Here is a 13,713-nt window from a genome sequence, read left to right as displayed (position 1 = left end):
GCAATTATATAACCTATAAACATGCGCATTTTTACCCCTATACACGTATTGGCTATTTGCGGAAGCATATGTTTTTGCACGGCTGCTAACGCCCAGCAAAATGATAGCACGCAAACCGCCGTTACGACTGCAAATAAAATTAAGAACGGCTACCAGGTAACCGGCCAGGTTACCGATGCTGCTGCTAAAAAACCTATACCGGGTATAAACGTGGTGGTGCAGGATGTTGCCGCCGCCATTACCGATGATAAGGGCAACTTTAAAATTACGGTGCCCTCAAAAACCAGTGTGCTGCAATTTTCAGGACAAGGCTTTCAGTATAAGGATGTGGCTGTAAACGGTCGTACCATAGTTAACGCTGCCCTTTATGAGGATAGTTTTAACTCTATGTACGATTTGGTTTCGCTGCCTTTCCGCCAGGCTCCAAAATCGCAGATCAGCTACTCGGTTGCATCGGTAAATACTGATGGCAGCTGGAACCGCCCTAAGGAAACGCCCGATAACTTTTTACAAGGCCAGGTGGCCGGGCTAAATGTAGTGCGCCGTTCGGGTACGCCGGGTGTGGGTGCCGAAGTTTTTCTGCATGGTTTTAATTCCCTTAACGGAAGCAATCAGCCGCTGTATGTAATTGATGGGATGATATATGATGCCAATAGCTACGGGCGCTCTATTATTAACGGGCATGTTACCAACCCACTGTCGAACATCGATATTAAGGATATTGATAATATAACCGTAATTAAAGACGGTGCATCATACTATGGCAGCCGTGGTGCCAATGGCGTTATTTTAATTAACACGGCTCATGCCAAAGAGCTATCAACCCGTATTGATTTTGCAGCCTATGGTGGCATGAACTTTACGCCCAAGCAAATCCCGTTATTAAACACTACCGATTATCGCTTATACCTTTCTGATGTACTGCGCAGCGCAGGCCAAACCGATGCCCAAACTCAGGCGCAGCCGTACATGAACGATAATCAGTCGACCAACCCTGCATACTACCAATACCACAATAACACCAACTGGCAGGATAAGGTATTTAGCAGTAGCTACAGCCAAAACTATTACCTCAAAGTAACCGGGGGCGATAATATTGCCAAATACGCCCTGTCGGTAGGATACTTAAATAATGATGGTATTACCGATAGTACCAACCTGAAACGTTACAGCACCCGCTTTAACGCCGATTTAAATTTAACTCAAAAGTTAACCGCTAATACCAACCTGTCGTTTTCATCGTCAGAGCAAATACTGCGCGATCAGGGCTTAACCACAGCAAACCCAACGTTAATTAGTTTAATTAAAGCGCCGTTTTTGTCGGTAAACCAAATATCCGAAACCGGCGTGCAATCGCCCAATCTGGCCGATGTCGATATTTTTAACGTAAGTAACCCGGTTGCGCTAATCCGTAACGCACAGCAAACCAATAAGTATTACCGCTTCTTTGGCTCGGTTAAGTTTAATTACCAGTTCAATAAACATCATAGCGTAAGCTCATTAACCGGTTTGGTGTATGATAAGGTGAGGGAAAATACGTTTATCCCACGCATGGGCGTAGTGCCTGTTATTTTGAGTAATGCTATTGCATACAGCCGCTTAGGTGCATCAATACAACGCTATAATTCTTTTTATAACGATACCTGGTACTCATACAAACGCACCTTTACCGGTGAGCACGATCTGTTATTTAATGCCGGTTTCCGTTACCACGACAGCGAGAGCGAGCAGGACTACGCACAAGGTTTTAACTCACCAACCGATGATTTTGTGAGTATTGGCAACGGTGTAACCAACCTGCGCCGTTTGAGCGGCGATTACGGCAAATGGAAGTGGTTAAATACCTATATGGCGCTTAATTACAGCTTTAAAAGTAAGTACTATTTGTCAGCCAATCTTTCGGCCGATGGTTCTTCGCGCTTCGGTAAAGACATACCGGGAGCATTAACAATTGCCGGTAACAAATATGCGGTATTGCCATCGGTAGCGGCAAGCTGGCTTATTTCTTCAGAGAAATTTTTAGCCAATATGCAGTCGATCGACCTGCTGAAACTTCGCGCCAGCTATGGTTTAACCGGTAACGATGATATTGGTAATTATAACAGCCGCTCATACTATCGTCCGCAAAACCTTTTAGGTACGCAAGGCCTGGTACTGGGTAATATTGCCAACTCCCAATTACAGTGGGAACTGAGCAAAAAAGCCAATATAGGTTTGGATGTAGCCTTATTTAACGAGCGCGTATCATTCAGCATTGATGCTTACCACAACGTAACGTCTAAAATGCTAACCCTCGATCCGGTTAATACCGCCGCAGGTATGCAATATGTAGTAGCCAACAGTGGCGGCATGCGCACTAATGGTTTAGACCTTAGCCTGAACAGCCGCATCATTAACAATACTTTTAAATTAGATGTAGGGGTAAATGTATCAACTTATAGCAACCGTATAACGGCCTTGCCATCTGATAACTTGATCACCAATTACTCGGGTGCTACCATGATTACCCGTATTGGGCAGCCCACTGCTATGTTCTACGGTTACAAAACCAACGGTGTATACACTTCAAATGCCGAGGCGGCACAAGCCGGGTTAAACATCAGGGGTACTGATGGTGGTCTCATCCCGTTCAGAGGGGGTGATATGCGTTTTGTTGATACCAACGGCGATAAAGTTATTGATGCCAACGACCGCCAGATCATTGGTAATCCAAACCCTGACTTTGTGGGTAGCTTTAACGGTAAAATGAGTTATAAAAACTTTTCGTTAACGGCCATATTTACCTTTAGCAGCGGTAATGATGTGTACAATGGTCCGCGTGCAATATTGCAGTCGTTATCATCTCCGGCCAACCAGTTTGGCAACATTGTAAACCGCTGGAGGTTTGACGGCCAGTTAACTGATGTTCCGCGTGCCTCATACGGCGACCCGATGGGCAATGCCCGCTTTAGCGACAGGTTTATTGAGAACGGCTCGTACCTGCGTTTACGTACGCTGGCTATTAACTACAACCTGCCTGTTAAACCAAAATTACTTAAATACGCCACTATTTATTTAACCGCCGATAACCTGTTCACCGTTACCAAATACCTCGGTTACGATCCGGAGTTTAGTGCTAACGGAAGCCCGCTAACACAAGGAATTGATACTGCGCTCGAGCCGCAATTCCGCTCGGCACAGTTAGGGTTACGTATAGGTTTATAATAATTAATGCAGAGCAACATGAAATTTAAAATATCTCCATTTATAAAAAGTGCCGCGCTGGTTATCATGCTGTCGGGTTCGTACTCATGCCGCAATATGTACGATGTAGAACCCAAAAACCAAGTAGATGCCAAAAATATGTTTCAAAATATTTACGATGCCGATGCAGCCGTGGTGGGTATTTATGGTAAACTTTTGGGCCTGGCCAAACAGTATGAAGTACTCAACGAGCTCCGTGCCGACCTGATGGAAGTTACCCCCAATGCCGGTGCCGAATTGCAGCAGATAAACACGCACAACGTGCTTGATGGCAACAGCTACGCCGACCCCAAGCCTTTTTATGCGGTTATACTCAGCTGTAACGATGTAATGAAGAACCTGAAAATAATGTACGACACCAATAAGCTCACCGCCAACGATTATAACCAACGCTGGAGCGATGTGGCGGCATTGCGTTCGTGGTTATACTTCCAGTTAGGGCTCCATTTTGGTGAGGTACCTTACGTAACCGAGGCATTAACCAACGCCAATGATGTAAAAGATCAAAGTAAATACCCGCGTTTAACTTTGGATGCTTTGGTAAAAACGCTTATTGCATTTTTAGAGGCTTTGCCTTATAAGCTGCCTTATCCGGCTGCAAACAGCATGGTTACTCAAATTGATGGTTATCCGTCAAAATTGTTCTTTGTGAACAAAAAATGCCTTTTAGGCGATCTGTATTTATGGAATAATGAGTACCGCAAAGCTGCTACGGTTTACAAAGAAGTGCTCGAAACCTCGACCCCAAACGGCCCGGGCGACAGCTATAATTACTTTAATACTTACACTTTAAACAGCGGTACCGATAACGATGCCGTTACCACCAGCGCGTGGCAGGGGTTCCTGTCAAGATCGATGCAGGACAGGGAATTTCAAACCGAGTGGATATGGTCGATGGTATTTGATAAATCATTTGCACCCGAAAATCCGTTTGTTGACTTGTTCGCCAATTCGGGCGGAAGCTACCTTGTTAAGCCATCGCAAACCGCTATTGATAACTGGAATGCCCAAATACAAAATGATGGTACACCGTTTGATTTGCGTGGCCCTAACAATACCTATAAGATCATTAACGGTCAGCCGGTTATTGTTAAATTCCTTTATAACTACCTAAACACCACAACCGGTTTACCTGTAAATGCATTGGAGAAAAACGGTCGCTGGTTTTTATACCGCACGCCAACCCTTCACCTGCGCTACGCCGAAGCCGCTAACCGCGATGGGCAAACTAAAATAGCATGGGCGCTGGTTAATGCCGGTATAAAAGGTGCTTATGATAATACGGCCGAACCTGATGCTACCAAACGCCGCATTACCAACCTGCCCGAGCCTTATATGTTTGATGCCCGTAAGCTGGATGCCCCAACCATTAGAGGTAAATACCACCGTAACCTGGGTATACGCGCAAGGGTGGGCACCACCAACCTTAACGTTGCCCTGCAAACCGATATGACGGGCATGGAAGACAAGCTGATCGACGAGGGAGCGCTTGAATTGGCTTACGAGGGCAATCGCTGGCAAGACCTCATGCGCATAGCTATGCGCCGTAATGATCCGGCTTTTTTGGCTGATAAGGTTTACAATAAATTACTTAAAGACGGTAACCCGGCCGCGGCCGCAGTACGTTCACGTCTCATGAACAAGGCAAACTGGTTTCTGCCGTTTAAATAAAAATGATAAATACCCCATATGCGTACTACAACACCTCTCATAAAATATTATAAAGCGCTGCGTAATGCCTTTGCCATAACAGCTTTGGGTTTTGCCACAAAGGCAAATGCACAGCAATTGGCTTTTCCGGGAGCCGAAGGCTTTGGGCGCTTTGCCACCGGAGGCAGAGGCGGGGAGGTTTACCATGTCACCAATTTAAACGATACCGGCTACGGCTCGTTTCGGGATGCGGTGAGCAAGCCCAACCGAACCATTGTTTTTGATGTAACCGGGGTTATTAAAATAGTTGATAAAATTAAGGCTGCACCCAAAATTACCATTGCGGGTCAAACTGCTCCGGGGCAGGGTATTGTGGTGTATGGCAACGGAGTGTCATTTGCCGATAGCAGCATTATCCGCTACATGCGTTTTAGAGGAAGCATTAATATGCCTCGGGGTGCCTGCACTGTTGTGGCCGATGATTGCAAGGATGTAATATTTGACCATGTGAGTATTGCCTGGGGCCGCTGGGATAACCTGCACATTAAAAACAGCAATAACATTACCCTGCAATACTGCCTCATTGGCGAATCCATCGACCCGCAGCGTTTTGGTGCTTTGTTTGAAAACCCTACCAATGTAACTGTGCATCATAGCCTATGGATAGATAACTCGAGCCGTAACCCTAAAGCTAAGGCAGGTATAGAATATATTAACAACGTGATCTATAACTGGGGAACCAACGGCTTTGTTGGAGGGCATTCAGGTGCTGATCACACGCAGGATATAGTTAACAATTATTTTATTGCGGGCCCAAATTCTGGTAAAGCTTACATGGGCATGTTTTCGGCAACCGATAAGGTTTTCCATAAAGGGAATTATGTTGATATGAACAAAGACGGTAAGTTAAACGGCCGTTTGCTTGTTGATTCGGACTTTGTGCAAAAAGGAGTTACGCTACTTAAAGCACCTACATATATGCCTGTTGTAAGTATTGATAACGCCGCCGATGCCTACAAAAAAGTAGTTGAAAGCGCAGGAGCATCGTTACAGCGCGATGCGGTAGATGCCCGCATTATAGGCTACCTGAAAAGTTTAGGCAAAGCAGGGCAAATTTTTAAAACAGAAGCAGATGCCGGCGGCCAACCCGAGTTACCTGTAGTTGAAAAATTAGTGGATAGCAATAACGATGGCATACCTGATAAATGGGATGCGAAATTTCAGGCTAATAACGCAAATGGAGAAGGTTATACCCGGTTAGAAAAATATCTGAATGCAATAATTAAGCTTAAATAAAAAACTTTGTAAACTACGTTTGCATTTTTTAGTTGGTTTAAGCCGGGCGTTGCGACGATGCCCGGCTTTTTATTGTTTAGCGGCTACATAATCATTAAAGGTCATCAGGTTTTTAACGGCTTCGCCCATTGTGTTATTAAAATAGGCATAAACCGTTTTGCCATCTGCTGCCCATTCGTTTACATATAGGGCATATTCATGCAAAAAATCATCTGCATAGCTTCCTCTGTAACCACCTTGAGGGCCATGAAAGCGCAGGTATATACAATTACTTTCGCCCAAACGCATAGGTGCTGCCGAGGCTGGTAAATCATGCAATACCATACTCACACATTGTTCATCTAATAAATCGTAAACCGATTCATCATACCACGAACGGTTACGAAACTCGATGGCTATAGGCCATATCCCGCTTTCATCGGCTTGTTTAATAGTATTGATAAGATGATTGAGTTGGAAAGTGTTTACAGTAGTGCTGGGTGGCATTTGAACCAATAGGCAGCCTTTTTTATCACCTGCATGGTTAGTAATATTCATAAAGCGGTGCACGTCCTCAGGATTAAAGGCTAATCCTTTTTGATGTGTAATTTCCTGCCACAACTTAAACGTAAACCTGAAATTTTCAGGAACTTCTTCGGCCCAACGCGTTATGGTACGGGCTAAAGGGAGTTTATAAAAGGTACTGTTAACTTCAACGCTATTAAACAAGGAACCATAGTAACACAAACGGTTTTTGTTTTGATATTCGGGAGGGTAGGACTGCTTATTGGGCACCGGCAATACAACGTTACTGGTACCCGTATATATGCCTGCTTTATGATTTGATTGATTACTCACATTATAAGTAACCAATTAGCAGAAACGATGTTGGCAGTGAATTTACTTTAATATTCAGGACGCTACTAATTGAATACATTCGCTCACGGTCATATCCTCAGAGATGAGTCCGCTCTCAATATTTTTTTTGCTGCCTTTTTTATAAATCAGTTTTTTTAGCTCAGCCTCTAACGCCCGGCATAACGATGCGTCTTCATCATAGCCTAAATGTGAAAGCGGCACATTATCCGGAAGTTTCTCGGGTACATGCACCGGGCCGTCGCAAATTTGAAGAATTTGTTGTTTGACAAGGAGGCTGATGTTCATAAGTCGTAAATATGGGTCATTACAAATATAGTATAGCCCCATACTTAAATTCAAGGGTATAACTACCCGACTTAAAAACCACGTATAAATACCTGTTTTAGGTAGGCATTTCAAATAATTCGTGCCTGATAGCAAATAACACCAATCCGGCAGTATTACGGCTGTTAGTTTTGGCTAACAGGTTGTTACGATGCCCTTCAACTGTGCGTACGCTGATGAAAAGTATCTGGGCGATCTCAGTATTGTTGTACTCTTTGCAAATTAAATCCAATATATCGCGCTCACGATCGGTTAAGGTTTCGTGTACGGGCTTTAACTTTTTAGGTGATTTGTTGCGGTTTTTGGCTGCCAGTGTGAGCGCACGTAAGGTAAGCTGATTTATGTAAAATCCTTCTTCGTAAACCATCCGCACAGCTTTGATCAAATCGTCCTTGTCGCAGTTTTTGGCTAAGTATGATGCGGCACCATCATCTATTACCTGGGTTATCAGTTCTTCTTCCAGGTGTACCGATAGCATAATAACTTTAATATCGCTCTTATTGCGGTGCAATTGCCTGTTCAATTCAATGCCGTTCATGCCGGGCATATCTATATCAAGCAGGGCTACATCGGGCGGGGCAGGAGCAGCTTTCAGCTTTTCCAGGAAATCGAGCCCGTTTTCGGCTACAAATAACAATTCGAAATCACTTACAGCCTGGATAAGCATCCCTAAACTTTGGCCAAATATTTTGTGATCGTCGGCAATTGCTACTTTTATTTTATTCATTAGTGGTATTCTTTTTTACAGGATAAGTAATATCTATCCTGAACCCGTTGCCGGGGTTGTTATTAATTTGATATGTGGCATCGATAATTGACAAGCGGCTTTCGATGTTTTGCATTCCCATACCCTTGCCATTGATAACCGATTGCGAAGGCAAGCCAATACCGTCATCGGTGTAACGTATCATTAAATTATCATCTTGCATTGCAAAGTTAATTTGTATGTTGGTTGCTTTGGCATGTTTTATCGTATTATTTAATAATTCTTCCAACACACGATATATGGCTGTTGATGTTTCTATCTCCAGGCTATTAATTACTTCGGGAGCATCATTAACTATGGAGCCTTGCAAATAATTGGTGCGGTTAATAAACTCAAGTTGCTTATTTAACGCCGCATGTAAGCCATGCAACGTAAGTAACGATGGCGATAAATGGTGCGCAATATGCCGTAGTTCGGCAACAATAGTATCAATGGTTTCTTTTGTATTGCTACGGAACTGTTTAAACGATTGTTCCTCGGTATTAGCGGGCTGGTAAACATCGATCATCAACCTTAAGCCCGAAAGTGAGGCGCCAATATCATCATGCAAATCCTGCCCAATTCGCTTGCGTTCGGCCTCTTGCGAAGTAATAACTGCGTTTAGCAATACCCGCTGATGCTTAAGCTCGGCTTCCTGCGCAATTTCTTTTTGTTTAAGCAGCCTGTTTTGATTGCGTACATGCATAAATATAACCGATATAGCCAGTGTAAGCATCCCTAAGGTACCTATGGCTAATAATACAAGCAGGTTATCGCCGGTTACTTGCATTGCTTATGCACTTGCCTTTAAACGATTAACTAACTTACTCACATTTGAATAGGGCCTAAAAACCATACAGATGGTGACCGTACTGTAATTGTACATAAACAGAAGTATAGTAAAAATGCGTTAATATAGCCTTTATTGTACTAAAAAGTCACTTCTGTATTCTTTTTATTGTTGATTGCCTGTTATACAGTAAATTATATTTTGACCAGTTTGTTGTGCTGCTAATACGTATTAACCCGCGTTTATTAAATCAGGTAAAAGGCATCGACCTTGCAAAATGTGGGCGAAGCTTATTTGGCCTTTAAACGTTTTTGACCGTAGCGTGGAAGGCAAAGGAATGAGCCTGTATATCGTAAAAATGCAGGTTGAACGCTTAGGTGGCTCTATAACGGTGCAAAGCCAGTCTAATGCCGGTGCCGAATTTAAAGTAGAACCTCGCATAACTAAGAAGTGAAGTGGTGGTATTTACCTGCAATTGAAATCACGTATAAGTACGTGTTTTTTTACAGTACATATCATTTAACTTAGCGTTAATTCAAGCACAAGCCGCAATTTACGCCAAGTTTTTGTTAGAATATAGTTTTATTTAGGTAAGGGTAAAATCCTCTGGCGCAAGGCACAGAGGATTTTAATTTTTACAGGCCTTTGATAAACAGGAACTTCGCATCATTACATAATTGATATTATTTGTATTTTTGACAACTGTATTTGTTTTTCCGCATCTGCCAATTATGCACAGCCGCTTATACGCACTTAATTTTTTACGTCAACATTGTGCGGTATTTGTACTAATATTATCTTTTTTTGTACCCAACTTTTCTCGTGCACAGGCTGTAAAAATTATTTCCACCAAAGATGGCTTACCGCAGTCGGTAGTATCAGGACTGGTGCAGGATGATAACGATTTTGTTTGGATAGCCACCCGTAACGGACTTGCCCGATATGACGGCATAGAGTTTAAAACGTTTCAGCACGATATATACAACCCCGCCACGCTGGCCTCAAACCTCATCATCTGGACTGCGCTCGACCGTAAGCAGAACCTATGGATCGAGCATGAATCGGGCGAGGTGGATAAGCTCAATGTAAATACCGAAGCCATTGAGCACATCTCTGAAAAGAAAGGCTTCAAGAGGCTGGGTATAAACTTCGTCCGTCGCGGATGGATTGTTGATGACAAGGAACGCTTTTGGGCAATTGGGCACAACGGTACTTTAACCTGTTTTGACATGTCTCAAAACAAATTAAGTTGGTATTCATCAAAGGCGGCCACGTTACCTACCGATACCCTTCGTGGGCTGTTACAGGACAGGGAAAAGAACGTTTGGGTGCTAACGCAGCAAGGTTTAAGTCGGTATGTATCTGCAAGCAAGGGATTTGTCAACTTTAATACCCCCATAAAACAAGACTACAATAATTATTTTGAGTCGCAGAAAGAAATAGTAGATCTGCACCAACGCCTCAACGGCGAGCTAATTTGGGGCGACCGCAGCAAACTTTTCTTTTTTAACCCCGAAACGCATCAGTTTAGAACCGTAGCCATGCCTAAAGCCAATACACATGGAGTGCGATGGATTCGTACCGGTACTGATGGTAAAGACTATTTTGAAAATGGTGGTGAGATTTATGAGTATACCAGCAAGAAAGGTTTAAAACTCCTGGTAAAAAAGAACGAAGACAAACCCTTTGATGCGTACTCGTTTATGGTTGACCGCTCAGGACTAATATGGGTTGGTACTAACGCCGAGGGTATCCAGCAAATTTCGTTAAATACACCTTACTTTAAATCATATTCGTATAAAGTGAGCTTTCATTATGATTTGCTCAAACAGGTTTTAAACTTACCCACCGACCAGCTTTTTGATTGGTACACATCTGATGGACCAAAGGCTGCATCAAGCTATCATTTCAGATCGGTTTATGATGCGCAGCACAACCTGTGGCTGGCGCTTAAAAAGACAGTTTGCAGGTACAATGTTAAAACCAGGCAAGTACAAAAGCTGCCCCTAATACCACTAATACGGGTGCAAAAAGACCAAGGTGTAGGCATTCAGGGTATTACAATAAATCCATCGGGGCAACCTATGGTTATTTGTTATAACGGACAAATACTGGAGTTTGATGCCAAAACTCAACAGTGGCTGCCATTTATTGATGCCGGGCTGATACGTAATACCTTTGGCACATGGCTCATTCCACGTGATATTTATGACGATGGCCAGCAGCTATGGATAACTACCGATGGTGACGGTTTGCTGGTAATTGACCGTAGCACTAAAAAAATGCAACAGCTTAAATACCGTGCTGTTGTAGGCTCATTACCCACCAACAAATTACTCGGCATAACGCCCGATCCAAAACGCAGCGATGTATTGTGGATTGGCGGCTATGAAGGTCTTATTTGTCTTAATAAAAAAACGCTCGAATGCGAAGTCTTTTCGCTAAAACAAGGGCTGCCCGATAATACCGTTTACTCCATACAAACCGATAGTAAGGGATATTTATGGCTGAGTACCAATAAGGGATTGTGCCGTTTTAACACTAAAAATAAACATGTACGGGTGTTTCAAAGTACTTATGGTTTGCCCGGCGACGAATTTAACCGCTTCCATCACCTTACTATGCCCGATGGCTGCCTGGCTTTCGGCGGGCCGGATGGATGGACATTGTTTAATCCTCTTAACATTGGTAACGATGATTTTAAACCCCGCGTAGCACTTACTGAGCTTAAGATCAATAACGAAAGCGTGGGCTGGGGTAAAAACGGCATATTACCTGCGCCGCTATATGAGCTAAATAAGCTTAACCTATCGTATGAGCAAAACTCGCTTATGTTTCAATTTGCCGGTTTGCAATACAATCAGCCTAAAGATTTAAAGTACCGTTACCGCCTGGTTGGTTATGATGATCATTGGGTACAATCGGGTAACTTGCCGGTAGCTAATTATACTAAAATTCCGCCGGGTACTTATCTTTTTAAGGTAAATGCCAGCAATACATCGGGCGAATGGAGCAATTATGTAAAATATTTACAAATCAAGATCACACCTCCGTGGTGGCTTAACTGGCCTGCTTTTATAGTGTATGGTATTATTATAGCAGCGTTGATTTGGGCCTATACACGCTACCGTGTTCGGCAGGAATTATTGAACAAAGAAGTGGAGCTCAAGGCTGTTGAGGCGCGCCAGTTGCGCGAAATGGATGAGGTAAAAACGCGCTTTTTCTCCAATATTACACACGAGTTTCGTACACCGCTTACACTAATACTGGGGCCGGCAGAACGCATTAAAAACGGGCAAGCCAAAGAAAATGAGCAAGGCAAACTGGCCGAAACTATTGAAACTAATGCACGCCATTTATTGAGACTGATTAACCAGCTGATGGATATGGCCAAGCTGGAAGCCAAAGCAATGAAGCCGCGTGAGGGTGTGGGTAGTCCGGCTGTTACCATTAATGCCATTATTGAATCTTTTAGAGAGCAAGTGAATTCCAATAATATTGCGCTTGATTTTAAAGATCATACAAACGGAAGCAATTATATTTTTGCGCCAGATATGTTGGGGCATACAGTTTACAATCTGGTAGGGAATGCCATTAAATATACGTACGCAGGGGGGAGAATTGATATTGTGCTGGATGCCCAAACGGAAGGTATAAAATTAACCGTGACCGATACCGGCATAGGTATTCCGCCCGAAAAGTTGCCGCACATATTCAACCGTTTTTATCAGGCCGAACAGGTGGTTGATACAGCAGCGAGTAATACCAAACCTGAGGGTACAGGTATAGGCTTGAGTTTGGTTAAAGAAATGGTGGAATTACAAAATGGAACCATCAATGCAAAAAGCGTTGACACCGGCTCCACAGAACCATCGGGCTCAACTTTTATCGTGTATCTGCCTTATAAAAAAGCTGGAGAGGTCGATGCCGTTATGCAAGATGATGTTGTTGAAACTATAACCAATGAGTTAACAGCCGATGAAGATGGTGCATTGCCGCTCATCTTATTGGTAGAAGATAATGCCGATCTGGCATCATTTATCACAACCAGCCTCACCGATAATTATCGGGTAGAACATGCCTGGAACGGCTTGCAGGGCACTATGATGGCTGTTGATTTAATGCCCGATCTTGTTATAAGTGATGTGCTGATGCCGGTAATGGATGGCTTAATGCTGTGTAAGCAATTAAAAGATGATGAACGTACAAGCCATATTCCGGTAGTACTGCTAACGGCCCGTTCAACCTTTGAAAACCGTATTGAAGGGCTTGAGCAAGGAGCCGATGATTATTTGGCCAAACCATTTGAGGTTACGGAGCTATTGCTGCGGATACAAAACATGCTTAAACGCCAGCAAAAGTTAAAGGAGCATGTACGTAATGGATTAGCTATTGCGGGAGACACAATTGATGCCAACCCTGTAAACGTAGTACAGGATGCTTTTATTAACCGTCTTTACCATATTATTGAAGAGCATTTGGATGATACCCAATTTGGCGTAGACCAGATGATTGACCTTACCCACATGAGCCGTACCAGTTTACACCGTAAGGTGAAAGCCATTGCCGGTATGTCAACCACCGAGTTGTTGCGCAACTATAGATTAAAACGGGCATCACAATTTTTACAACAGGGATATAACAGTTCTGATGCTGCATACCGTACCGGGTTTACCAGTCCGGCTTATTTCTCAAAATGTTTCCGCGAGGTTTATAATTTATCGCCTCTGGAGTTCGTAAAGCAGCATTCTGAACAAAATTGAAACAAATATTATAGTTTTTGAAACAGGTTTTATAGTTTCCGAGG

At 43.3% G+C, this 13,713-nt stretch carries 9 protein-coding genes; 5 read left to right on the top strand and 4 right to left on the bottom strand.

What is annotated here, in order from left to right; all coding sequences use genetic code 11:
• The first annotated feature begins 21 nt into the window (after positions 1 to 21).
• The 3 genes from QE417_RS05940 to QE417_RS05930 are packed head-to-tail and all read left to right on the top strand — an operon-like array spanning position 22 to position 6,189.
• Entirely contained in the window at positions 22 to 3,204 is a 3,183-nt protein-coding gene (locus QE417_RS05940) for a SusC/RagA family TonB-linked outer membrane protein (RefSeq protein ID WP_311948297.1), read from the top strand.
• An 18-nt stretch (positions 3,205 to 3,222) separates the two neighbouring features.
• The gene (locus QE417_RS05935) at positions 3,223 to 4,914 is read left to right on the top strand and encodes a RagB/SusD family nutrient uptake outer membrane protein (protein WP_311948295.1); all 1,692 of its coding nucleotides are present in this window, start codon (positions 3,223 to 3,225) and stop codon (positions 4,912 to 4,914) included.
• 18 nt (positions 4,915 to 4,932) lie between these two features.
• The gene (locus QE417_RS05930) at positions 4,933 to 6,189 is read left to right on the top strand and encodes a pectate lyase family protein (protein WP_311948293.1); all 1,257 of its coding nucleotides are present in this window, start codon (positions 4,933 to 4,935) and stop codon (positions 6,187 to 6,189) included.
• Positions 6,190 to 6,258: 69 nt separating this feature from the next.
• Here the strand turns inward: QE417_RS05930 and QE417_RS05925 are convergent, their stop codons facing one another.
• From QE417_RS05925 to QE417_RS05910, 4 genes are all read right to left on the bottom strand, one after another.
• Positions 6,259 to 7,026: a DUF72 domain-containing protein gene (locus tag QE417_RS05925; RefSeq protein ID WP_311948290.1), complete on the bottom strand. Its 768-nt coding sequence runs from the start codon at positions 7,024 to 7,026 to the stop codon at positions 6,259 to 6,261.
• A 54-nt stretch (positions 7,027 to 7,080) separates the two neighbouring features.
• Positions 7,081 to 7,332, bottom strand: coding sequence for a hypothetical protein (locus tag QE417_RS05920; protein ID WP_311948287.1), 252 nt, complete (start codon positions 7,330 to 7,332; stop codon positions 7,081 to 7,083).
• Positions 7,333 to 7,429: 97 nt separating this feature from the next.
• The gene (locus QE417_RS05915; RefSeq protein ID WP_311948286.1) at positions 7,430 to 8,098 is read right to left on the bottom strand and encodes a response regulator transcription factor; all 669 of its coding nucleotides are present in this window, start codon (positions 8,096 to 8,098) and stop codon (positions 7,430 to 7,432) included.
• A complete protein-coding gene (locus QE417_RS05910) occupies positions 8,091 to 8,906 on the bottom strand; it encodes a sensor histidine kinase (protein WP_311948284.1) in 816 nt (271 codons plus the stop codon). Before QE417_RS05910 ends, QE417_RS05915 begins: the two co-directional genes overlap by 8 nt.
• A gap of 277 nt (positions 8,907 to 9,183) precedes the next feature.
• On the opposite strand from QE417_RS05910, the gene QE417_RS05905 reads away from it, so the two are divergent.
• Together QE417_RS05905 and QE417_RS05900 are read left to right on the top strand one after the other, a co-directional pair.
• Entirely contained in the window at positions 9,184 to 9,360 is a 177-nt protein-coding gene (locus QE417_RS05905; RefSeq protein WP_311948282.1) for an ATP-binding protein, read from the top strand.
• A 277-nt stretch (positions 9,361 to 9,637) separates the two neighbouring features.
• Positions 9,638 to 13,669, top strand: a complete 4,032-nt coding sequence (locus QE417_RS05900) for an ATP-binding protein (protein WP_311948281.1) — start codon at positions 9,638 to 9,640, stop codon at positions 13,667 to 13,669.
• Positions 13,670 to 13,713: the final 44 nt, after the last annotated feature.

This window comes from Mucilaginibacter terrae (assembly GCF_031951985.1).
In the GTDB taxonomy this organism is placed as follows: domain Bacteria; phylum Bacteroidota; class Bacteroidia; order Sphingobacteriales; family Sphingobacteriaceae; genus Mucilaginibacter; species Mucilaginibacter terrae_A.
This window is presented reverse-complemented; position numbering and strand designations above follow the sequence as displayed.

Coding starts and splice junctions, on each gene's coding strand:
- QE417_RS05940 (WP_311948297.1), top strand. CDS start 22: ATGCGCATTTTTACCCCTATACACGTATTGGCTATTTGCGGAAGCATA.
- QE417_RS05935 (WP_311948295.1), top strand. CDS start 3,223: ATGAAATTTAAAATATCTCCATTTATAAAAAGTGCCGCGCTGGTTATC.
- QE417_RS05930 (WP_311948293.1), top strand. CDS start 4,933: ATGCGTACTACAACACCTCTCATAAAATATTATAAAGCGCTGCGTAAT.
- QE417_RS05920 (WP_311948287.1), bottom strand. CDS start 7,332: ATGAACATCAGCCTCCTTGTCAAACAACAAATTCTTCAAATTTGCGAC.
- QE417_RS05915 (WP_311948286.1), bottom strand. CDS start 8,098: ATGAATAAAATAAAAGTAGCAATTGCCGACGATCACAAAATATTTGGC.
- QE417_RS05910 (WP_311948284.1), bottom strand. CDS start 8,906: ATGCAAGTAACCGGCGATAACCTGCTTGTATTATTAGCCATAGGTACC.
- QE417_RS05905 (WP_311948282.1), top strand. CDS start 9,184: ATGTGGGCGAAGCTTATTTGGCCTTTAAACGTTTTTGACCGTAGCGTG.
- QE417_RS05900 (WP_311948281.1), top strand. CDS start 9,638: ATGCACAGCCGCTTATACGCACTTAATTTTTTACGTCAACATTGTGCG.